Genomic DNA, 24,097 nt, shown 5'->3' on the forward strand with positions numbered 1-24,097 from the left:
AATAAGGTATTCCATCAATATTATCTGCAACTCAGCCCTTTGTTAGGCCAGAACATTAGTGCAAGAGCTTTTGTTTCGATGAACAATTCTCAGGTAAAAATGTAATTCAAAAAACGGCAGGACTTATGGAAAGACATATTTATGAGACAGGACTTATCGGTAACTGTGCATTTCTGGCGCATATAAATAAGGACACCAACATCGATTGGCTTTGCTGGCCCCGCATGGATAGCTCTTTTATTTTCGGAGGCCTGCTGGATAAAAATAAAGGAGGCGAATTTTCTATCCTTCCGGAAAATGATTATACAACCCATCAATATTACCTGGAAAATACCAATGTACTTTGTACCGAAATTTCCACCCCGGAAGGCAGCTACCGCGTCACCGACTTCACACCGCGCTTTGTGCAATATGAAAGATTTTTTAGACCCTTGATGCTGATCCGAAAAGTAGAACCCCTGGAAGGCTCTCCTCGCATCCGGGTAAAATGTGCCCCAGTGTGCGATTATGGCGCCCAACGATTGCAACGTATGCGCGGCAGCAGCCATATTGAGTTTGTTGGCTGCGATGAAAACATCCGGCTCACCACCAATATCCCGGTAAGCTATGTTTTTGAGGATGAATTTTTTGTATTGAACGATACCCGTTATTTGCTGCTAACTTATGGCCACCCTCTGGAAGCGCCGCTGATTAGCACCGCTGAAAGATTTTTGCGGGAAACCATATTATATTGGAGAACATGGATTAGGCAGTCTTCTATCGCCAATTATTTCCAGCCCTATGTAATCCGTTCTGCCTTAGTGCTCAAAATACACCAATTTGAAGATACTGGCGCCATTATAGCGGCCAGCACCACCAGCTTACCGGAATTTCCGGACAGTGGCCGCAACTGGGACTACCGCTACTGTTGGATGCGCGATACCTACTATGTGATTACCGCCCTGAACCATATTGGCCATTTCGAAGAAATGGAACGCTACTTCGGCTATATTACTGATATCTCTTTTTCAGGTGATTTCCGCTATCAACCCCTCTACGGTATTACGGGTAACAAAACCCTGCTGGAAAGGGTATTGCCCGAACTGGATGGCTACATGGGCAATAAGCCTGTACGGGTGGGCAACCAGGCTTACGAGCATATTCAAAATGATATCTACGGACAAGTGCTCATCTCTATGCTCCCCCTATACACCGACCACCGGTTTATTTTCTCTGAACGGAAAGACTCCGACAGATGGATAGACCTGCTCTTGAAAAAGATAGAAAAAACCATTGACGAAAAAGACGCAGGCATCTGGGAATTTAGGAATATGGCTAACATCTATTGCTATACGAACCTGTTTCAATGGGCCGGTTGCGCAGCCGCTGAAAAAATGGCCCGCACTATCGGCAATGAAGCATTACGGCAAAAAGCGCTCGCCCTCAAAGAAAGGGCAACAGTCCATATCGAAAGCTGTTACGACCCCGTAAGGAAAGTATATACCAACGCCGCAGGCAGCGAATACCTCGACGCCAGCACGCTGCAACTGATCATGATGAATTATCTTGATCCCCACTCAGACCGGGCTAAAGATCATCTCTCAGCATTGGAAAAAGAACTCAAAACACCGGAAGGCTTGTTTTACCGCTACCGCCATTCAGACGATTTCGGTAAGCCCAAAACCACTTTCCTTGTTTGCGCCTTCTGGTATGTAGAAGCACTCGCCTGCGTAGGCAGATTAGAAGATGCCCAACGCGAATTTGAGAAACTCCTACAATATTCCAACCACCTCCTGCTGTTCAGTGAAGATGTAGCTGCCGATTCCGGCAGCCAATGGGGCAACTTCCCCCAAGCATATAGCCATGTAGGTTTGATGAATGCCGCCTACCGCATTGCAATGAAATTGGACACACCGATTTTTTTGTAGTTACTGCTTTAGTGTTCGGAGCAAATGCCTGACCTCATGATAACTTCTGAGGTAATATTGTGCAGCCGAAACCTGGCTGCCTACCTTAATTGTAATGGCTTTGGGCGGAAGCGCTTTAAAGATATCCTCATCCGTTACGTCATCTCCCATAGCCATCATAAAATCGTACCTCTTATGATTTAACCAGCTTAGGGCCGCTTTACCTTTATTGATCTCTACATTCTTCACTTCTATTACTTTATCACCGGGCAATACCTGCAAACCTTTTTCCACGGTGAAATAACGGAGGGTACTCATCAGTTCATTAGCACGCAGCTCTCCTAACCCGGATTCCACTTTCCGGTAATGCCATACCAGGGAATAACTTTTCTCTTCTATCAGGGAACCGGGAGTACGGTCGGTGGCTAACTCCATAATGGGCAGGATTTCTTTTTTCCATTTATCTGTTAACCCAGGTAACTGGTACCACTCTCCTTCCTTGGTTTTTTGCCAGGCGCCATGTTCTGCAATGAGGTCTAATTTTAGATGACCGAACCAGTCTCCCAATGTTTCATGCTTCCTACCACTGATCATCACAATATCGTTGCCAGGAACAGCCGACAGCTCTCTGAGCAACTGGTACAGGTCTGGATCTGGAGAAGCCATATCTATATTAGGTTGAAAACCAACCAGCGTACCATCATAATCCAGGAAAATAATCCTTTTTTTAGCTTCATGGTACTGCTGGCGGATCAAAACGGCGGTTTCCTGGTTCACACGGCGGGCCAGCATATTCTGTTGCATTTCATTCACTTCCTGCAGGCGTGTCATAAATAACTTCACCCAATGGTGAATATTAAATTTGGCCACTATGGCACGCATCTGTTTCATGCGTCGTTGTTGTTCTTCCAGTGGCATATTCAGGGCATCTACAATAGCGCGGGTAAAAGCCCCGATATTATTAGGGTTTACAATAAGGGCATCTATTAGCTCTTTAGATGCCCCGGCCATCTCACTGAGAATCAGCACGCCATCATTATTATTACGGCTGGCCACATATTCTTTGCTAACAAGGTTCATCCCATCCCGCATTGGAGTAACCAGGCAGATATCGGCAAAATTATAGAGCGCTGATAATATCTCCACGGGAAAAGAACGGTAAAAATACTGGATGGGATGCCAGGCAAGGGTACGGAAACGGGCGTTAATGTTTCCCACCAATTTGTCAATTTCATCACGGAGTTCTTTATACTGGGGTACCGTATCGCGTGAAGGCACCACAATCATATATAGTACTACCCTCCCAACATATTCAGGTTGCAGCTGCAACAATAGCTCAAATGCCTGCAAACGCTGGAGAATGCCTTTGCTATAATCCAGCCGGTCTATAGAAAGCACCATCCGCTCATGTTGGAAATTATCTTTGAGATAACCGACCTGTTTACGCACTTCCGGATTGTTGCCCAGTGCTGCATATTTGTTGAAATCAATACCCATAGGAAATGTTTCTACCACAATAGCGCGGTCGTTCCACGATACAACATTGGCCGAAGTGTTCACTGGCAAGATGCGATTAGCGGCATTCAGAAAATGGCGAGTATCATCGAACGTATGAAAACCCATCAGGTCGGCCCCCAACATGCCTTCTAATATTTCAGCCCTCCAGGGAAGCAAGCGGAATAGCTCAAAGGAAGGGAAAGGAATATGCTGGAAAAAGCCGATAGAGATTTCCGGCATTTCTGCCCGGATCATGCCAGGCAATAATAATAACTGATAATCATGTATCCAGATAATATCGCCAGGAGCGGCAAGTTTTAAAACAATGTCCCTGAACTTTTTATTCACTTCATAATAGGCATCCCAATAATCCTGCTCATAGCGTGCATAAACAGCCATATAGTGGAAAACAGGCCACAGTGTTTCATTAGAAAAGCCTTCATAAAAATTATTAATCTCTTCTTGCGTCAGAAAAACCGGCATCAGGTTTAGTTTACGTAGTTGCCGGGTTATTTTTTCCTGGTTTTTCTCTGCTGAAATTTCCTGCCCGGGCCAGCCTATCCATATATTATTTCCTTCACGGTAAATAGAACCCAGCCCAGTGGCTAAGCCCCCTTCACTAGGTTGCATGATATATTCACCATTGGATTCAGAAATTTTTACAGGCAGTCTGTTTGATACAATAATGGTTTTTCGCATAGTCAGTTTATATAATCTATTATCTAATTATTTTCAACAGGCAGCGACAACAAAACAAAAAATGCACCCAAAAGAGCGGAACCTACATATATAAATAAATAAAATACTGCTACCAGGTTGTGGGTTCTTCAACAGGGAATTATCCAGAGCAGGATAAGGGTGAGTTGGTAATATACAGATTATCAGGGGGAAAACAAAGGTACTGTCTTGTTAAGTATTAACGCTGCCGCTGCATATACGCCTTTACCTTGCTTACATCTCCGCAAGTACGCATACTGCACCATTTACGGGAACCATTTTTACTCTTATCCAGGAAAAGCCATCCACAACCGGGGCATTCCTTTACGCCCGTTACCATTGGGGAAATAAATAATTCCACTGCAGATTTTATTAACCACCAATATACCTGCTCCAATACCGGTGCATTAAATTGTAGCAGCCCCTGCCCTGCTGGAAAACTGATTTCAATGCTTGCGTACGCTTCACTGATAAACCGGTTAAATAACAAAAGATCTTCCGGAAGAGGAGATTTCTTTGCAACCAAACGCGACAAAATACTATGCAACAATTCACGCAACTGTTTGCATTTGTCAAAAACAATGGTTGCCTTTTGTGGGTAATCTTTCGCCAACCGTTCCAAAGTATGGATTATTTTGGGAGATAAGGCACCGGTATGCGCATACCATTTCAACAAATCTTTAAAGCTGTTGAGGTAATCGTAAGGCGCTGCTTTCTTCCGGTTTTCAACCGTATTAATAAAATCGAGGCATAATATGCTGCCTTCCAAACGAAGGGTGGTAACAGACTTTTCGATAGACATACACATCATTTGTAATGAAGGTACATTTTATTTTTAACCATCAAAATACATTTTATTGGTTAATCAAAAATAAGGATAAAAACAGCTTTTTATCATCTTAAAACAACACATGAAGTAGATGAATTTAAATATTTAAAAATCAGTTAATTGAAAAATAAAAAACCAGCCATTAAATGGCTGGTTCCGGTAATATAATAATAGTATTTTAATCGTTAGCTGGCTACCAGGTTGGCTCATTTTTCCACCTCTTGCTTCCTTTAAATAATGTATTGTAAAAATATCTAAATTACACGTGGCCACCAAAAAAATAAATCATTTTAAACATATATAAAAAATACAAAGTATTAAATAATTACACCCTCACAGCTTAGCCAAGTGGAAATCATATATATTATTTAATATATACTTCTATCATAGCATTTGTTGGACGCCTTGGCGCTAAAAAAGAATCAACCTGGTGATATTGTTGTTGCAATTCGTTGCGTAAAGCAAAGGGAAAAAAGTTATTTAAACCAGGAGCATATTCAAAAATCACCAGGTCATAATGATGCTCCCTTACTTTCTGTGTATAGGCTGCCAATTGCCGGTTAAACATCCCTACGCCCAGGTGATACCATAACGGGATATCCGGCCCGGTTTCCAGATGATAGGGCATAGCAGCAGCTAAAGGCGTTAACTCAGTCATATTCAGTACCTTAATATTCTCCCTCTTCTCCTTTACTACCGGCAAGGCAAGCACACGGTCTATCCCTTTTACTGTAGAGGCCGGCATATAAATTTTCCGCAAAGGCTTCAGGTTTGAAAATACCCATTGGGTAACCGGCACGTCTGTCGTATCTGTGCTGATCATATAATTTCTCCGGTTTACCACATTTTCATGATGAGGATCGTTTAACACCATTTCCTGCGCAGGAAACAACCTGTCCGTAAAACGGCTTACATACTTCCACCAGGTACCAGACCACCAGAACAATACCAGTAACGTAGCGCCCAACAAAGGACGGACACGATCAGTATTTACCTGCAATAAATCGCATAAATAGCTGGTAATAAATGCAAAAGCAAAACTATGAAAGAAGATATTATTATCTGGCGGCGTATAACTTGTAACCTGGAAAATGGCTGCTTCCCCCAGCATCCCCAAAGTCAGCAATATAAATAATACCTCTCTGCGTTCCTGTAACCAAACCTTTCCTTGTTTTAAACGGGCGGCAATACATAATACCACCAACAACACATATCCTTTGATCCAATTGGAACTGCCCAATATTTCATCTGTAAGATCGTTGATGGATAAGCGTGAGCTATGCGGCGGTTGCCCATGGTTAAACCAATAAGCAAATCCCGGCAGCAGCGGCACAATGAAAAGCAGGGCAATACCAAGTACCATTCCGGGAAACAGGAGCAAGTCCCACCAACGACGGGTCTGAAAACTATTGTAGGCCACAAAAAGCAGGCAAAGCATAAAAGCCATCCCCCCGCCATCTTGTTTGGTAAAAATGGAAAGGAAGATGAAAAAGGCAGCCAGTAACATCCACAGGTAACTACGTAGCCGGATATCCGTAAAAAAAGACCGTAGCAAACAACTGATCCCTATCAGTTCAAATACAATCACCGTATGATTGTACCAAGGCCAGAAATTAAAAAAGGAATACGACAATACAAATACCAGCACCGACAAGAAACGCACACCTGGTTTAACGTTCAGCGTTCTCAGGATAGACCGGAAAGAAAAACCGGCCAACAAGTTAATGAACACCTGCGCCTTTACCAGCGTGATCATTTCCGGGCCAAAACACTTGAAAAACAAAGCCGGAATAATCCAAAACCCATAGCCCAACGGCGTCCCAAAATCTTTGAAAGGCATCTGCCCGGAGGAAATACGGTAGGCTCCTTCCCACGATAAAAAAATATTGACCCGGTAAGGGAAAGTCACCAACAAAGGCACCAACGCCAATGCAATAATGAGGATATTTTCGGCAATGACCCATTTCTGGCGTTGTAGGGATAAAACTGGCATAGTGGTTTGGGATTCGTTGTGGTTTATAATCAACTGTAAAATGGAGGCCAAAAGTAATCGAATTAATTGTAATTTGGCGGCGACGTGTCAACTCTAGTTCCCCCATGAAATACATTAAGTTACTGAGACCCAAGCACTGGGTAAAGAATACCTTCCTTTTTATCCCGCTCTTTTTTGCCGGCGAACTATTCAATACAGCCAAATTACTGGAGCTGGTCATCGCCTTTTTCTCTTTTAGCATTACTGCCAGCAGCATATATATTCTAAACGACTACCAGGATATAGCAGCCGACAGGCTACATCCAGTAAAATGTAAACGCCCGCTGGCTTCGGGAGAAATTTCCAAACAGGCGGCCCTGGTTCTTTTTGTAGCCTGCATACTAGTTGGTTATGGTCTTGGGTGGCTGGTGAATGGCAAATTTGTCTTTATCCTGAGCATTTACTTCGTCATGAATATCTTGTACTGCCTGGGCTTGAAACACATTTCCATCTTGGATATCATGATCCTTTCTACCGGTTTTGTGTTACGCGCCAAATGCGGCGGGGTGGCCGCCCAGGTACCCCTTTCCGAATGGCTGGTGATCATGATATTCCTACTTGCCCTCTTTATGGCCATCGCCAAACGGCGCGATGATATACTCATTAAACAAGACACGGGTAAGGATATGCGAAAAGCCGCCAGCGGCTATAACTCCGATTTCCTGAACGTGATGCTCGCCCTGGTATCTGCCATCATTATAGTTGCCTACCTAACCTATACCATCTCTCCTGAAACACAGCTCCGCTTTAAGACCTACCGCCTTTATTATACCACACTCTTTGTAATTGGCGGATTATTACGATATTTGCAAATAACCTACGTGGAGAACAATACTGGTTCTCCCACCAAAATCCTATATAAAGACCGTTTTATTCAATTAACCATCATCCTGTGGGTACTTAGTTTTTATGTTTTAATTTATTTACCGACAGACAAAAAAATATTTGAATAATGCAAAAACGGTTAGCCAACTGGGGAAACTACCCCACTGTTGACAGTGATGAACATTTCTTTACCCAGGAAGATCAACTCCGTAAATATATTGCTTCCCATTCCGGGATGATAGCCAGAGGAAATGGCCGTTGTTATGGCGATGCTTCACTAGGCAAACACAGCATCAATATGCTGAAGTACGACAAGGTACTTTCGCTGGATACGGCCATGGGCATACTGGATATACAGGCTGGTGTTACCCTCGACCAGATATTAGACCTCATCGTTCCTCAGGGATGGTTCCTTCCTGTTACCCCAGGCACCAAGTATATTACCATTGGCGGAGCCGTAGCCTCCGACGTGCATGGTAAGAACCATCACGTAGATGGCGCTTTCTCTGGTCATATTATAGATATGGACGTACTCATTGCCACTGGTGAAACTATCCGCTGCGCACCCAACCAAGCCGAAGACCTCTTTTGGGCTACCTGTGGAGGTATGGGACTAACAGGCGTGATTACACGGGTGAAATTCCGTCTCAAAAAAGTGGCTACCGCCTATATCCGCCAAACCCAACTGAAAGCCCGCAACCTGGAAGAAGTACTGCAACTGTTCGATGAGTATAAACATTATACCTACTCCATGGCTTGGATAGATTGCCTGCAAAAAGGCGCTTCCTTTGGCCGGAGCATCCTTATTGTAGGAGAACATGCTGCCCCTGAAGAATTAACACTTGAACAAAGGAAGGCTCCGCTTACCCTTCCGGCTAAACGAAAGCTCACCCTTCCCTTTAACCTACCATCCTTTGCGTTGAATACTTTTACAGTGAAAGCCTTCAACTGGCTGTATTACGGTAAAAATTACAAGAAGGTGATGCACAAAATCATCCCTTACGAACCTTTCTTTTATCCACTGGATGCCATCCTGCACTGGAACCGGGGCTATGGCAAAGCAGGCTTTGTACAATACCAATTTGTAGTATCCCTTAACCAAAAAGAAGGATTGATCAATATCCTGCAACGGATCAGTGAAAAAGGCTGGGGCTCCTTCCTTGCCGTGTTGAAAGTATTTGGTAAACAAGACAGCCTGATTTCCTTCCCCATGGAAGGTTACACCCTGGCGCTAGACTTCCCCATCCGGAAAGGACTGTTCGAATTCCTTGACGAACTCGACAAAATTGTGCTGCAATATGGCGGCCGGTTGTACCTCTCCAAAGATGCCCGGATGAAACAGGAGGTTTTCTGGAACAGCTACCCTAATGCCCAACAGTTTGCTAACATTATCCAGCAGTATAATTCCGGCGCCCGTTTCGAATCCCGCCAATCTGAACGTTTATTATTAACTAAATAGTCACCTTGTTTTAACGATACACCTCACATGCCAACAGTACTACTATTAGGCGCTGGCTCCGACATTGCCGTTGCCATTGCCAGAAAATTCGCCGCTGCAAAATATGATATACAACTAGCTGGCCGGGACGCCTCTGCACTCTTACCACAGCAGCAAGACCTGCAGGTACGCTATGGGATCACCGCCACCACCCACACTTTTAACGCGACCGATTTTAATACCCATGCCGGATTCTATCATGCATTACCCACAACGCCAGATATCACCGTTTGCGTATTTGGCTACCTGGGCGACCAGGAAAAAGCGCAACAAAACTGGCTGGAATCTGCAGCGATTATTCATACCAATTATACCGGCGCTGTGTCTATCTTAAATATCATTGCAGACAATTATGTAGCAGTTAACCGGGGCACTATTATAGGCATCAGCTCGGTAGCCGGAGAACGCGGGCGCCAAAGCAATTATATTTATGGCAGCGCTAAAGCCGGGTTTACCGCCTATCTCAGTGGATTACGCAACCGGTTATATCGCAGCGGTGTACACGTTATCACGGTAAAACCAGGTTTCGTTAATACCCAAATGACGCAACACCTCACACTCCCACCGCTGCTAACCGCACAACCAACCGCGGTGGCCGAAGCTATATTTAAAGCAGTCCGTAAACAACAGCATACGATATACGTGAAATGGCATTGGAAATACATTATGCTCATTATCAAACTGATACCGGAAGGTATTTTCAAAAAACTTTCACTTTGACGATTGCTTTATTTGACTTCGACGGTACTATCACCAACCGGGATACGCTCTGGGAAATTATTCGCTTCCATAAAGGCAGGGCGGCTATGTATGCCGGCATTGTGCAATTGCTGCCAGCCCTGGTACAATTTAAATTAAAGCTAACCACTGCCCAACATATAAAAGAACAGGTATTGGGATATTTTTTCGGAGAGATGCCTGCCGCTGATTTTACCCGTTATTGTGAAGATTTCTGCGCACAGCGGCTACCGGCCATTATCCGCCCCGAAGCGTTGACAGCCATACGCAATCACCAGCAACAAGGACATCATGTGGTAGTGGTAACCGCCTCTGCACAAGATTGGGTAGCGCCCTGGTGCAGATCTGAAAATATTATCTGCCTGGGCACCCGGCTTGAGATAAAAAATAAAAGCATTACCGGAAAGATACGAGGCATCAATTGCAATGGGGAAGAAAAAGTAAATCGCATCCGGCAGGCTTACCACCTCGAAAACTTCCGGGAAATATATGCCTACGGCGACAGTAAAGGGGATCTGCCCATGTTGTCGCTCGCCCATTACGTTTCATATAGAGCATTTAGCTAAATCCGGATACCGCCATAACAGCCCTATCACGAGGTAACAATTAAAGGGCAGCCAATAATAAAAAATGCCTCACCATTTACGGTAAGGCACTTTTATTATTGTAACAGATTGATTGTACAGTGTTATTATGCAGCTTTCGCTTCTTTCAGCTGGGCTGGTGTAACCACTGCTGGCTTAAGCTTGATGATACCCATTACATTCAGCAATTTCATCACCTGATAGCTAGGATCCAGCTCATACCATTTCTTGGCAAAGTTAGGACTATCCTTAAACTTATGGTGGTTGTTCTGAAACAACTCTCCCATTAATACAATACCCCATGGAGAAGTATTCCTGGAATGATCGCCATTGTCGAAGTTCTGGTAACCATATTTATGTCCGCACCAGTTAACGATAGCGCCTTGTACAGGCCCCATCAGGAAGTGAATAGGCAACAATAAATAGAGATACCACATGCCAGCCGGAACAAAAGCAACATAAAAAGCGATATAAGCGGCCATCCACGCAAAGCGTGTAATATTGCTGTCGCCGAATTTATCCATCGCATCCCATTCTGGTAATGGTTCCGCTGTAAACTTAGGATCTATGGTACTGGTACGGTCTACAAAACCGCCATATATTTTACGGGTTTGCACCATCATCGTCCACACATCTTTAAAGAAGTGAGGAGAATGCGGGTCTTTTTCTGTATCACTATACTCGTGGTGCATGCGGTGCATAACCCCATAAGCTCTTGGAATCAAATATGATGACCCCTGGAAAAACCAGGTAGAAAAATAAAAGAAACGCTCCCAGAATTTGCTGGTAGTATACATCTGATGAGATGCGTATCTGTGTAAATAGAATGTGTGAAAGAACAATGAAAAGAACCAGTGCACACAAAAGAATATCAGGATCGCCGTCATTTCTATACTTTAAAATTGACAAATAAGTGCCAAAGGTAATCTAAATAGGTAGATATAAAGGACAAAAAAAACGTAGCTTAGTGAAGGAAACGTTAAAATAATTTTAAATTTAATTTTTCCCTTTACTGTATTGGTTTTCAGCGGGTACAGCCAGCCGACGTTTTTTTAATGAAGGCATTTGCGGACGTTTTTTCATCACTCAGGGAACGTTTTTTTGCACCGTTCGTAGCTCCAACAGATTCATTCCATTATTCACTAATCCGCTAACATTAGGTTGCACCAACCTGATCACTTCATCATAAAATAACGGTACCACAACAGCATCTGCTATAATCATCCGGTCCATTTCCTGATATAAAACATACCGGCTGCTATCATTATTCTCTTCCAGCGCCCTTTCATACAGCTGATCAAAAGTAGGATTATGGTAACGGGTATAGTTAGGTGGCGCCGGGTTTTTGCTATAAAACATAGCCAGGTAGCTTTCTGCATCCGGGTAGTCGGCTATCCAACTGGCCCGGAAAAAAAGTGCCTGGGATTTAGCGGTTTGCTCCAGTAGCAAACTCTTCTGTACTACTTCCACTTCTATATGCATACCTATTTCCTGTAACTGATTAGCTAAATAATTGCCCAGGTCGGCATAAGAAGGAATAGATAGTAATTTGATCACCGGAAGCCCTTTACCATCGGGATACCCGGCTTCCCGCAGCAACTGTCTGGCTAATACCGGGTTATAATAATACCCGCTTACTTTTACGCTATCAAAAGAAGGCAACCCTGCCGGAACAAAGCCCGACAACGCAGCTGTACCAATACCGTTGCGGAGATAGGTCATCATCTTGATCCTGTCGAAACCATAATTGATGGCCTGCCGTATTTTTTTGAGGCGCAATGGCGATTCACGGACAAGTGGGTTGCTACTGTCTACCAAAAAGCCCAGGTATTCTGTATTCAGGTAAGCATGTTTGCTGAGCTGCATTTTACCTATCCATTCCTTTCGCAATTGCCCCTGTTTGGTTAATACCTCGTCTTTAAAGGAGGCATCTATATCATTCATAAAGTCTAATTGCCCTTGCCTGAACAAGAGAAACTCAGATGCCTTACTTTCCAGGAAGCTAACTTGCACCGCATCCAGATAAGGTAGGTTACGGCCCTTGGCATCCTTTTCAAAATAAGCAGGATTGCGGTGCAGTACCAGCGCCTGTCCTTCATCCCATAAGAAAAACCGGAATGGCCCGGTGCCACAGGGGTGGTTACGGAAATCCTTCCCGTACTTTGCTATGGCTTCATGTGGTATTATAGAACAGTATTGCATGCTTAATATGCCTAACACCGGATGGAAAGGCCGGTAAAGGGTGAGTTGAAAAGTAGAATCGTTAAGTGCGGTAAACCCCGTATCTGCACTCAATTTACCATTAAAAATCCAGGCGCCGGGAGAAGCGGTGGCGGGGTCCATAATGCGCCGGAGGCTGTATACTACATCCTGGGCCGTCATACGACGCCCCTTCCCATCCGGGAAGATGTCGCTATCATGGAAATAAACATCTGTACGCAAGTGGAAAGTATAGGTCCTGTGGTCTGCAGCAACAGACCAGGCTTTCGCCAGCGAAGGGCGGATCTCCAGGTTACTGTCTGTTTCTACCAGGGTATTATATAGTTGTTTCACTGCCCATATCACTTCCTGGCTTTTTGCAAAAGCGGGGTCTAACGTAGCCAAACCGTTGGCGCTGTTGTACCGGAACACCTGCCGATGCTCTTTTGAAGGGCTCTTGCAAGACCATAAGCTTCCTATACTTAAGAGTATAAGGTAACAGGGCAATATAACCGCCTGACAATAACAACTTTTCATTTGGCAGTAAATTAATATCTTTCAGGTTAAAATATACGAAGAATTATGCGCGGCATACCGATGCTTTTTATGGCCCTAATGGCAATCTTTACCGCAACGGCTCAACAACAGCAGTTCAGCAGAGCAGATACGCTACGGGGAAGTATTACCCCTCAGCGTGCCTGGTGGGATGTAACCAAATACGACCTGCATGTAAACGTAAATCCGAAAGATAGCACCTTCAGTGGCTTCAATACCATTACTTACCAGATATTGAGCGTTGACTCTGTCATGCAGATAGATCTACAAACGCCAATGATCATTGACAGCGTATTACAGGATAAAAAATCTTTATCGTTTACCCGCGATAGTAATGCCTGGTTTATACAACTAAAATCTACCCAGCCTAAAAATAAATCCAAACAAATCACCATATACTATAGCGGTAAGCCCCGGCGGGCAAAAAATGCCCCTTGGGATGGCGGCGTTGTATGGACCCAGGACGAAAAAGGCCGGCATTGGATCGCTACCGCCTGCCAAGGCCTGGGCGCCAGCATCTGGTGGCCCAATAAAGACACCCAGAGCGACGAACCGGAAGAAATGACCATACAGGTTACAGTTCCCAACGACCTGGTAGACGTATCCAACGGACGGTTAAAGAAAATCATACCTAATACAGATGGTACCCATACCTATGTATGGTATGTTGGCAGCCCAATCAACAACTACGACGTAGCCCTTAACATCGGCAACTACATTGAAATGAAAGATACCTATTCCGGCGAAGGCGGTAAACTGGACCTCGGCTTCTGGGTATTGGATTATAATGAAGAAAAGGCAAGAGAACATTTCAAAGTGGTAAAGCCCATGTTGAAATGTTTTGAGTATTGGTTCGGAAAATATCCTTTTTATAAAGACAGCTACAAACTCATTGAAGCACCTTACCTAGGCATGGAGCACCAAAGTGCAGTCGCCTATGGCAACAATTACCGGATGGGCTACAAGGGCACCGACCTGTCTGGTACCGGATGGGGATTAAAATGGGATTTCCTGATCATACACGAAAGCGGACATGAATGGTTTGGCAACAACATTACCAGCAAAGACTTGGCCGACATGTGGATACACGAATCATTTACCAACTACTCCGAAGCATTGTATACAGAATGCGAATTTGGTAAAGAGGCCGGCAATGCTTACGTAATCGGTTTGCGGAAGAATATTAAAAATGATGTGCCCATTATTGCTCCTTATGGCGTAAATGCCGAGGGCAGCGGAGACATGTATTATAAAGGCGCTAATATGATCCATAACATCCGGCAGATCATGGAAAATGATGAAGCCTTCCGGCAGCTGCTCAGAGGACTCAATCAAACCTTCTACCATAAAACGGTTACCTCCAAGGAAGTAGAAGACTATATGAGTAAGGTGGTAGGCATGGACCTCAGTAAGGTATTCGACCAATACCTACGCCATACCACCATTCCTACCCTGGAATATCGCTTTGTAGGACGGCAGTTACAATTCCGTTGGAGCTCTGATGTAAAAGATTTTAATATGCCCGTAAAAGTGAAGCTAAACGACAATGGCTATAAGTTAGTATATCCCGGCACGTTATGGCATAGCGCCAATACAACTTTAACCAACCTCCAAGATTTTGAGGTAGACAAAAACTTCTACATTAATACCAAACAGGTAAAGTAGCAGGGAGCTGCAATAACCTATAAAATAAGGAGGAGGAATCAGGCTATGATCTCTCCTCCTTATTTTTTTAATAGCCTGAAGGCATGATTGTTACTGTTATTTAAAAAGCCGTAAGCGGCCCATAAAAGTGAGAGGGGCTCTATGCTGCGGCTCATTTCTATCCGGCCCATATCAGCCACATCTTGCCATCCTATCTGCGATAAGAGGTCTGTTACTTGTTTTTTAGCCTCAGGATTATTACCTGCAATAAACATAGTAGGGGCTCCTTCCTGGAATTCGGGCAGCAACATCTTTTCGTGGCCTATACAACTCAGGGCTTTCACCACATTAGCATCTGGTGGCAACCACGCCTGTATTTGTTCTCCGGCAGAATAGTTATGCCCGATCGTGAAGGTAAACCGCCCATGTTCATCGGGGCCTTTACCATCGAGGGGATTGGTAACATCTACTACGGTCTTTGTCTTGAAATTCCAGATGCCGGCGGCCTCAATGGCCTTTTTGGTACCTATCCAACTAGTGCAGATCAACAATAGCTCGCCAAATTCGGCGGCATGCCGGAAAGTACCAGCAGTGGCTTGCTTCCCTTGCCGCTTTATCCATTGTTGCAGAGATTCCTTCGACGGATTACGGGTGCCAATAGTGATATGGTGTCCGGACTGGATAAGACCTTTACCAAGGGTAAGTCCTACCGGACCGCTTCCTAGGATGCCGATGTTCATGACTGTGTATTAAATTAAGCCAATATTGAAACACGAGTCATGAAGATACTTAAAAAAGAGCAAAGCCAGATAGCTGTTAGGAACTAGCTGTTAACCTAAAAAAGATCGGCCAACGGCCTTAGCTGGCGCTGGCAGCTGCCGGTTGCTCTTGCAGCAAATAACCCAGGAACCGCTGCATACCTTGCTTTTTTGAAGGCGTTAGTGGATAACTGATGTTATGTATATAATAAGTAGTAAGATCATATACCTCATAAGGATTTTCCACTACTACAGCAGGAATATTCCGGATACCGGTACCCGTAGCATCATTGAATGCTTTTATAAAATCAATGGGCAACGGTTTATTACTGATCCAGGCAGCAAACACAAAAGGCAGGCTTGTAAAGCGCACCCAATGTTCTGCCAGGTCATAGATATATGGAGATACCTTACGTTGTACCAAAGCCCGGTCGCCTATTACCAATCCGGCATCGGCACCTTTGATCTTGTCTTGGTAGGTATCGCTGGTATTTACAAATTCTACATCCAGTTTCCAATATTCACGTATCAGCACCTTTAGCAAGGCTACAGAAGTGCGGCTTTGATAGTCCAGATAAATGCGCTTAATATCATTTAAGGGCACTTCACTGTACAAACAAACGGAGGCCACAGGTCCTTCGGCGCCAATACAATAATCTGCGATAATGTGATATTCCTTCAATTTAGGAATAATAGCCACTGGCACCAACGCTACATCCACCTCTCCATCTATCAGCTGCTGGGCAATCTTAGCTGGGTAATCCATCGATAATTCCATCATCTCCAATACCGGATGATCCTTGAATCCAAACAATAAAGGCTTCGTATTCAAATAACTTACAGCCGCAACTTTTACTTTCCGTTCCAATTTCAGTAATTTTGAAGCTGCAAAAGTAATTAAATCCCGGTTAACAAGTCCTATTTGAAATTCGTCGTCCTGAAATACAGGATGCGATCAGCACTTGTAACCGGATAAACAAGTTAATTGTAATACTGGAAAGAAACATTATGCAACTACAACCATTAACTGCCATTTCTCCGCTGGACGGGCGCTATCGCAAGCAACTGGACGAGCTGGCCAATTATTTCTCTGAATTTGCGTTAATCCGTTACCGTGTGATGGTAGAGGTGGAATACTTTATTGCACTTGCCGAACAGAAAGTGTTTGCGCTGCCTAAAACCAAATATGCTGCCCTGCGTAAAATATATCAGGAGTTTACAGTAGAAAACGCACAACTGATCAAGGATACGGAGAAAATCACCAACCACGACGTGAAGGCAGTAGAATACTTCCTTAAAAATGAAATGAAGAACCTGGGCCTGGAAGATAGAATGGAATGGGTGCACTTTGGCCTTACCTCCCAGGATGTAAATAATACCGCTACGCCGCTCCTGTGGAAAGACGCTGTAGAGCATGTTTACATGCCAGCACTGGCTAACCTGATCCTGGAATTGAAAAAGCTGGGCCAATCCTGGATGGAAGTGCCCATGCTGGCCCGTACCCACGGACAACCCGCTTCTCCTACTATTCTCGGTAAAGAAATACTGGTATTCGTAGAGCGGCTGGAAGGACAAATCAATTTACTGGGACACATTCCTTTTGCCGCAAAATTTGGCGGCGCTACCGGTAACTTCAACGCCCACCATGTAGCATTTCCGAAGATTGATTGGGAAAAATTCGGGGAAAAATTTGTTAATAATACCCTGGGGCTGCAACGTATGAAGTACACCACCCAGATTGAACATTACGATAATATCTCCGCTCAATTTGATACCCTGAAACGTATCAATACTATATTGCTGGACTTCTGCCGCGACATATGGACATATATCTCCATGGATTACTTCAAACAGAAGATCAAGAAAAACGAGGTGGGTTCCTCTGCCATGCCACACAAGGTAAACCCGATCGATTTCGAGAATGCAGAAGGCAACCTCGGTTTGGCCAACGCCTTATTTGAGCACCTGAGCGCCAAACTCCCGGTTTCCCGCTTACAACGCGATCTTACCGATTCTACTGTACTACGCAACCTGGGCGTACCCTTTGGTCATACCCTGCTGGCTACCAAGTCTATCCAAAAAGGTATGGGCAAATTGATCCTCAATGAAGCCAAACTGAAAGACGACCTGGAAAACAACTGGGCTGTAGTGGCGGAAGCGATTCAAACTGTATTACGCCGTGAAAACTACCCACAACCTTACGAAGCCCTGAAAGAGCTTACCCGTGGCGGAGAACAGATCACCCAACAACGTATGCATAAATTCATCGACGGCCTGAAAATCAGCGCCGCATTGAAAAAAGAACTGAAAGCCATTACGCCACATAGCTATACCGGTATCTGGTAAGCTATCTCATGTGCGCTAGTAATCGCTTAAAAAATAAAAGCTCCGTCGGGTAGACGGAGCTTTTATTTTTCTGGACTCCCGAAAGCAATTTTTCTTTGCGATCAATGCGTTTCAATGGCTACAGCTGTTGAGCCTTGGTTAAACAAACGCAATCAAGGTGTATTAATTTCTATTCCCTGCTTTTCATCGTTGTTACGGGTAATCCCGGCTGTCATTTCTCTTGTTAATATAAAATAGTCATCCACATAGGTCAGTAAATAACCAGTGCCAAATTCTTTCAGAGAAAATGATTTGCTTGAAAACTACCGGGATACCGGAAGTGTATAACAACACAAAGGGTAGGTTCTAAAAGCATTGCAAATATATAAATTATGCATGTTATTAGTGAATATTTACACTCATTTTTTTGTTAATGACTGGTTAAAGGAAAAACCGCAAAATGCCTGCCTGTATACGATTTCAGATACTGCTAAAAATGATTTTCGTTTAAACAGAGATATCACTTTTCAGTGATAAAGAAGATCATTCTCATCACCTCAAAAAATAATCTTTCCCAATCCAGCAATCAGATGAATCATGCCTTTTTAGAAAACATCTTTAAAATGCATCAGCTCATATTCATGATGCTCATTATACTCGCTACATTCATTATCTACTCCTCTCTCTTTTATCCTGTCTTTAAACGTAATCGCAATAATATCGAACCGGATAGCCGCTGGGTATAGTGCGTATTGCAATAGATAATTTGCGGCAGCCTGCTGGATATGCTGCTGCTTACGGTAATCCACCGCTTCTTCCGGCCAGCCATAACGGGAAGAGCTACGCGTTTTAACTTCGATAAAATAAATGACATTGTTCCTTTCTGCAATAATATCTATTTCCCGCTTACCGGACTTCCAATTTAGATGCCGTAAGGAACAGAACTGGCGTACATAAGCCTGTGCAATGGCTTCTCCCCGCTGCCCTAACTTTAAATGATGTAGCATGTGCTGAAGGAATTGGTGATAACAAACAAGTACGTTAAATATTTATTTTTCAGCGGATAACTATTTACTGCTTAACGCCTATTTTTGCAAGCATATAAATTTATCATTTCTCTGCTGTTAAACAAGTAAACTGTTACATATGAACTTATTCAGACTGGAAGGAAAAATACAGCATTATGCGTGGGGCGGATATACTTATATCCCGGAATTGCTCGGCATTCCCACAACCGATCAACCCTCTGCAGAATACTGGATGGGCGCGCATCCCAGTGCGCCGTCACTTATTACTACCAGCAACGGGCCTCTGCCATTGAATCAACTGATTCAGCAAGATCCTGCTAACATTACCGGCCCCGCTGTATGGGAACGATTCAAAGAGCTGCCTTTTCTTTTTAAGATCTTGGATGTAAAAGACATGTTATCCATTCAGGTACATCCTAACAAAACAGAGGCAGAAAAAGGCTTTGCAAGAGAAAATGCAGAAGGCATCCCCTTAAATGCTCCTAACCGTAATTACAAAGACGACAACCATAAACCTGAAATTATGGTGGCGTTAAGTGAATTTTACCTGTTGCACGGTTTCTTACCGGAGGCCGAGCTAAAAACGGTATTGAGCACCATCCCAGAGTTCACGTCTTTAGTAAGCATCTTCGAACAGGAAGGCTATTACGGTTTATATAAAAATGTGATGGAAATGCCCCAATCATTGGTGAATATTATTCTCCGCCCACTGACAGACCGCATGATACCATTATATAAGGCTGGCCAGCTGGCTAAAACAGATCCCGGCTTCTGGGCAGCACGCGCCGTATTAAATGACCCGGCCAGCATAGACAAACTTGATCGTGGTATCTTCTCTATCTACTTCTTCAACATCATGCAGGTACAACCCGGTGATGCCGTATTCCAGGATGCCGGCGTTCCTCATGCTTACCTCGAAGGACAAAACGTAGAGCTGATGGCCAATTCAGACAATGTATTGCGTGGAGGCCTTACGCCTAAACATGTAGATGTACCGGAACTACTGAAACACACCCGTTTTGAAGCCATACATCCGCATATCATTAAAGGAGAGGTAAACGCAGATGGACTGGAAAGAGTATATCCTTCCCCGGCACCAGATTTTGAAGTAAGTAAGATAACTATTAAAGCGGGCGAAGTGTATAGATACACTGCTAAAGCGGCGGAAATATTGATTATGATAAGTGGCGCCGCCACTATTAAAGGAGATGATACCTTGAACTTACATAAAGGACAATGCGTGTTCACTACTTATAACGCCGCATACGAAATTAATACAGACAGCGATGCCATGCTATTTAAGGCAACAGTAAATATATAACCACCCAGTATCTTGTGCTGTGTACATCAGGTACACAGCACAAGATAACCAGGTAGTATCTCAGATAACGATAACCGTTTTTCCATTTCCTTTCGCTTGCCGGCTCAATACGATGGCAGCCGGTACTTCTTCTAATCCGATCTTATTTTCTACCGGAATACGCAATGCTCCTTCATCTATAATCATTGATAATTTATCAAGAGAGGCAGCGCTACCTTGCGTTTCAAAATTACCCCCATGGATATCTTTTGCTTTCATGGCATTTTCATCTGCTACAAAAGTAGTGGTTAGCGCAGTGCCGCCCGGCTTTACTAGTTCCAGAAGAGCTGTAAATCCGGCAGCATCATTTACCAGATCAATAAGCCCATCTACCCCTGCAGGGAATTGCATTTTTACCTGCTTTTCCAATGGCCCTGTCTTGTAGTTAATGGTAGCAGTAGCACCCAGTTGTTGCATACGTATAGCCGCTTCCTCATCCCTCACGGTGGCTACCACCTGTATACCTCTGGCAGCAGCCAGCTGTGTGGCAAATGAGCCTACTCCACCGGTAGCACCATTAATTAACAGTACCTCTCCTTTCTTCAGATCCAGCTTATCCAATAATTGCAAGGCGGTCATACCCGCAGTAGGCACTGCCGCCGCTTCTACCGCCGAAAGGCGGGTAGGCGCCAACGTAATACTTGCTTTTTCCGGTACAATGGCATATTCTGCATAGGAGCCTTCCCCTATAGGAGAATGAATAAACTGGCCATATACTTTATCACCCTTTTTAAAGCGGGTAACACCTTCGCCTATTTCCTCCACTGTACCTGCCCCATCTACACCCATGATCAGTGGAAAACTGTGCGTCATTTTCCCGTCCAGTATGCCATCCACCATTTTCCAATCAAAAGGATTGATACCTGCCGCCGCCACCTTGATCAATACGGCACCAGGCCTTACAACAGGTGTGGGAAGGTCCATTACTACAGGAATATCTTTAAATTTAGTTACGGCTACGGCTTTCATAATTGTTATTTTATTATGATAAAAGATGATTACAACCGTGGGTCTACCGGTTCACTTTCCAGGGCTAACACACCAAATACGCATTGATGCACTAACTGCAAGGGCGCTTTTGCTACAAACCGCTCCAGGCCTTCCAATCCCAGGGCAAACTCACGTAATGCCAGCGAACGTTTACCTGAAAGCTTACGGGTACGTAAACGATTCAAATGAGTTACCGCATCGTATTCGGGGCCATAAATAATACGCAAGTATTCCTTTCCGCGGATCTTAATGGCCGGCTGCACAAGACCTTTCTCATGCTGATGAAGGAAAGTATAAGGCTTGATAACCATCCCTTCACCTCCTTTACCAGTGAGCTGTTCCCACCATTGGATAGCCGCTTGTTCACTGGCTTCATTTCCGGTTTCTACCAAAAGATAAGGAGTAGCCAGCAAAATTTGTTCATCACCAACGCAAATATTTTTTATGGCAGACATATGCCACTCATGATCCTTATCAAAATATGTTTTCCCTTCCGTAGCCATGATATGGAACGGCGCCAGCTTATAATCATCCAGGGAGCTTACAGGCCAACAGTATTGACGGTAAGCATCCACATAATTATTCACCTGTTCCAACCGCTGTGTGTATTTTTCCAGTAAAGCTTGTGCAGGCACCTGGTTACTAATGGCCTGATGTAAGGCAGTTACCACTTGTGGCAGGGCTTTTCCGGCGGCAGCGCCTACCGCAGCATATTGCTGCTGTAAAAGCGCCTGCGCCTTGGCGCTCCAAGGCATCAGCTCTCCGTCTAAACATACCCAGTCGGTATCAAAGGCATCATAAAAACCTGTACGGATCAACGCCTGGTTGATCCGGTTGATAAAATCCTGTTCTGTTTCTTTCTCTGTGAAGAAGCTACGGCCAGTTCTCGTATATACTACCCCGTTACCTTCCCCTGTTATTCCAAAACGCTGCTCTGCTACTGATTGATCTTTACAAACCACCACTACCACACGGGAGCCCATATGCTTCTCTTCACAGATCACTTTCTCTACGCCGGCCTCTTTAAAGTATTGCAGTCCTTCTGCCGGATGCTCCAGAAAACCGGATGCTTCGCTGGTTTCAGCGGGCGACATCGTTGGTGGCAAATAGATCAGCCATTTGGGATTTACATTAAAACGGCTCATCACTTCCAGGGCTGCAATGTTGTTTTCCTCACGGAGGGTGATGTTATGACTAAAACGTGTTTGCAATATTTTCCGTCCAATAAAATCATCGATGTCTAGTATATCATCATACTGCTGTTGTACACTCAGTGGGCTACTGGCATTATAACCAATAGGGCGTGCAGGTACAGCATATTGTTCCAGCGCCGGCACAGACACCAGTTCTCTTTCCGGATAACGTAAGGCAGTCAGGGAAACGCCAAAAACACAACCCGTATCAATGTCGATGGTGTTATTGAGCCATTCGGCAGCCGGCACGGGTGTGTGGCCATATACTACCATAGCTTTCCCTTTATACTCCAGGGCCCAGTTGTAGCGCACCGGGAGGCCCAATTCGTCTGTTTCGCCAGTGGTTTCGCCATACAAACAAAACTCCCTCACAGCACCAGACCCACGCCCCTGCATGCTCTCCTTCAATCCGGCATGTGCTACTACCAATTTTCCGTCGTCCAGCACATAATGACTTACAAGGCCATCGATAAATGCTTTTACAGCTTCCAAAAACGCGGGCGTTTCTCCGGCCAGCTGAGCCACCGTTTGTTCTAACCCATGCCTGAGCTGCACATTCTTACCATTGAGGAAGCGCAATAATTTAGCATCGTGATTACCTGGCACGCAAAGCCCCATGCCATTATTTACTATATCCATCACCAAACGCAATACCTGCGGGGACTTAGGACCACGGTCTACCAGATCACCCAAGAATACAGGCTTACGATATCTCGTATATCCATCTACGGTAGTAGCTGTGGGAGCGCTCAATAACCGGGCATTTTCTTTATCAATGGTGTATCCTAATGTTTCCAACAAGGTACAAAGCTCATCGTAGCAACCATGCACATCACCAAGGATATCGAATGGGCCATGTTCTTCTTTCTTATTATTGTACAACTGTACCCGGCTGATCGTTTCCAGGAAAGCAACTTCTTCCTGCGAGCGTAACTCAAAAACATGGCGAAACCCCTCCTCCCGGAGATAACGGATACTGCGTTTCAACTGGCTGGATTGCTGCGGGATAACATGGCTACCGAAATGACGGTCGTTACGCAAGTCATTTCTTTCCTGACACAGCTGTTCAGGCATATTCAACACAATGGCTACCGGCAACACGTGGTATTCACGTGCCAACTTTACCCATTCTTTTCTTGACTCAGGCTGCACATTAGTAGCGTCTATTACAGTAAGTAACCCAAGCTTCAAACGCTTGGCTGCAATGAATCTTACCAATTCAAATGCATCTGCAGAAACAGCCTGGTTGTTTTCATCGTCGCTGATTAAACCACGACATGTATCTGAAGAAATGATTTCAGTAGGCTTAAAAAATTGACGGGCAAACGTTGACTTACCGGCCCCGGAAGGGCCTACCAATAATACCAGCGACAATTCCGGTATGGAGATATGTGATAATTTATTATTTCTTCGGGACATAATATTCCTCTCTTATTCTG

Annotated in this window: 18 protein-coding genes; 8 read left to right on the forward strand and 10 right to left on the reverse strand. The window is 44.4% G+C overall.

The window, feature by feature from the left end; genetic code table 11:
• Nucleotides 1-125: 125 nt before the first annotated feature.
• Entirely contained in the window at nt 126-1,907 is a 1,782-nt protein-coding gene (locus tag ACDQ55_RS16970) for a glycoside hydrolase family 15 protein (protein ID WP_420982647.1), read from the forward strand.
• On the opposite strand, the gene ACDQ55_RS16975 is transcribed toward ACDQ55_RS16970, so the two are convergent.
• The 3 genes from ACDQ55_RS16975 to ACDQ55_RS16985 all read right to left on the reverse strand — a co-directional run bounded on the left by ACDQ55_RS16975 (nt 1,908) and on the right by ACDQ55_RS16985 (nt 6,922).
• Nucleotides 1,908-4,082, reverse strand: a complete 2,175-nt coding sequence (locus ACDQ55_RS16975; RefSeq protein WP_420982648.1) for a bifunctional alpha,alpha-trehalose-phosphate synthase (UDP-forming)/trehalose-phosphatase — start codon at nt 4,080-4,082, stop codon at nt 1,908-1,910.
• Nucleotides 4,083-4,299: 217 nt separating this feature from the next.
• Nucleotides 4,300-4,902: a CGNR zinc finger domain-containing protein gene (locus ACDQ55_RS16980; RefSeq protein ID WP_420982649.1), complete on the reverse strand. Its 603-nt coding sequence runs from the start codon at nt 4,900-4,902 to the stop codon at nt 4,300-4,302.
• Between the two features lie 391 nt (nt 4,903-5,293).
• Complete coding sequence (locus tag ACDQ55_RS16985) at nt 5,294-6,922, reverse strand: hypothetical protein (RefSeq protein WP_420982650.1); 1,629 nt, start codon at nt 6,920-6,922, stop codon at nt 5,294-5,296.
• A gap of 104 nt (nt 6,923-7,026) precedes the next feature.
• Here ACDQ55_RS16985 and ACDQ55_RS16990 point away from each other — a divergent pair, with 104 nt between their 5' ends.
• From ACDQ55_RS16990 to ACDQ55_RS17005, 4 genes are read left to right on the forward strand one after another with little or no spacing between them, the layout of a single operon-like run.
• A complete protein-coding gene (locus ACDQ55_RS16990; protein ID WP_420982651.1) occupies nt 7,027-7,914 on the forward strand; it encodes a decaprenyl-phosphate phosphoribosyltransferase in 888 nt (295 codons plus the stop codon).
• Nucleotides 7,914-9,245, forward strand: coding sequence for an FAD-binding protein (locus ACDQ55_RS16995; protein WP_420982652.1), 1,332 nt, complete (start codon nt 7,914-7,916; stop codon nt 9,243-9,245). The genes ACDQ55_RS16990 and ACDQ55_RS16995 overlap by 1 nt, the downstream gene beginning before the upstream one ends.
• Before the next feature lie 27 nt (nt 9,246-9,272).
• Nucleotides 9,273-10,004 (forward strand): SDR family oxidoreductase, encoded by a 732-nt coding sequence (locus ACDQ55_RS17000; RefSeq protein WP_420982653.1) that lies wholly within the window; start codon nt 9,273-9,275, stop codon nt 10,002-10,004.
• A complete protein-coding gene (locus ACDQ55_RS17005) occupies nt 10,001-10,588 on the forward strand; it encodes an HAD-IB family hydrolase (protein WP_420982654.1) in 588 nt (195 codons plus the stop codon). The genes ACDQ55_RS17000 and ACDQ55_RS17005 overlap by 4 nt, the downstream gene beginning before the upstream one ends.
• Before the next feature lie 125 nt (nt 10,589-10,713).
• On the opposite strand, the gene ACDQ55_RS17010 is transcribed toward ACDQ55_RS17005, so the two are convergent.
• Together ACDQ55_RS17010 and ACDQ55_RS17015 are read right to left on the reverse strand one after the other, a co-directional pair.
• Nucleotides 10,714-11,493: an acyl-CoA desaturase gene (locus ACDQ55_RS17010; protein ID WP_420982655.1), complete on the reverse strand. Its 780-nt coding sequence runs from the start codon at nt 11,491-11,493 to the stop codon at nt 10,714-10,716.
• A 199-nt stretch (nt 11,494-11,692) separates the two neighbouring features.
• Nucleotides 11,693-13,237: an ABC transporter substrate-binding protein gene (locus ACDQ55_RS17015; RefSeq protein WP_420982656.1), complete on the reverse strand. Its 1,545-nt coding sequence runs from the start codon at nt 13,235-13,237 to the stop codon at nt 11,693-11,695.
• Nucleotides 13,238-13,387: 150 nt separating this feature from the next.
• Between ACDQ55_RS17015 and ACDQ55_RS17020 the strand changes: the two genes are divergently transcribed.
• Nucleotides 13,388-15,025: a M1 family metallopeptidase gene (locus ACDQ55_RS17020; protein ID WP_420982657.1), complete on the forward strand. Its 1,638-nt coding sequence runs from the start codon at nt 13,388-13,390 to the stop codon at nt 15,023-15,025.
• A gap of 59 nt (nt 15,026-15,084) precedes the next feature.
• Here the strand turns inward: ACDQ55_RS17020 and ACDQ55_RS17025 are convergent, their stop codons facing one another.
• Both ACDQ55_RS17025 and ACDQ55_RS17030 read right to left on the reverse strand, forming a co-directional pair.
• The gene (locus tag ACDQ55_RS17025; RefSeq protein WP_420982658.1) at nt 15,085-15,744 is read right to left on the reverse strand and encodes an NADPH-dependent F420 reductase; all 660 of its coding nucleotides are present in this window, start codon (nt 15,742-15,744) and stop codon (nt 15,085-15,087) included.
• A 118-nt stretch (nt 15,745-15,862) separates the two neighbouring features.
• On the reverse strand, nt 15,863-16,630 hold the full coding sequence (locus ACDQ55_RS17030) for a menaquinone biosynthetic enzyme MqnA/MqnD family protein (protein ID WP_420982659.1): 768 nt from the start codon (nt 16,628-16,630) through the stop codon (nt 15,863-15,865).
• A 140-nt stretch (nt 16,631-16,770) separates the two neighbouring features.
• Between ACDQ55_RS17030 and purB the strand changes: the two genes are divergently transcribed.
• Entirely contained in the window at nt 16,771-18,108 is a 1,338-nt protein-coding gene (gene purB, locus ACDQ55_RS17035; protein ID WP_420982660.1) for an adenylosuccinate lyase, read from the forward strand.
• Between the two features lie 584 nt (nt 18,109-18,692).
• Here the strand turns inward: purB and ACDQ55_RS17040 are convergent.
• The gene (locus tag ACDQ55_RS17040) at nt 18,693-19,094 is read right to left on the reverse strand and encodes a YraN family protein (protein ID WP_420982661.1); all 402 of its coding nucleotides are present in this window, start codon (nt 19,092-19,094) and stop codon (nt 18,693-18,695) included.
• A 139-nt stretch (nt 19,095-19,233) separates the two neighbouring features.
• Here ACDQ55_RS17040 and manA point away from each other — a divergent pair, with 139 nt between their 5' ends.
• Nucleotides 19,234-20,436, forward strand: a complete 1,203-nt coding sequence (gene manA, locus ACDQ55_RS17045) for a mannose-6-phosphate isomerase, class I (RefSeq protein WP_420982662.1) — start codon at nt 19,234-19,236, stop codon at nt 20,434-20,436.
• A gap of 60 nt (nt 20,437-20,496) precedes the next feature.
• On the opposite strand, the gene ACDQ55_RS17050 is transcribed toward manA, so the two are convergent.
• Nucleotides 20,497-21,444, reverse strand: coding sequence for an NADP-dependent oxidoreductase (locus tag ACDQ55_RS17050; RefSeq protein ID WP_420982663.1), 948 nt, complete (start codon nt 21,442-21,444; stop codon nt 20,497-20,499).
• A gap of 29 nt (nt 21,445-21,473) precedes the next feature.
• Nucleotides 21,474-24,077 carry a polynucleotide kinase-phosphatase gene (locus tag ACDQ55_RS17055; protein ID WP_420982664.1) on the reverse strand — a complete coding sequence of 868 codons (2,604 nt, stop codon included), beginning with the start codon at nt 24,075-24,077 and terminating at the stop codon, nt 21,474-21,476.
• Nucleotides 24,078-24,097: the final 20 nt, after the last annotated feature.

Source organism: Chitinophaga sp. 30R24, from assembly GCF_049056765.1.
Lineage (GTDB): Bacteria > Bacteroidota > Bacteroidia > Chitinophagales > Chitinophagaceae > Chitinophaga.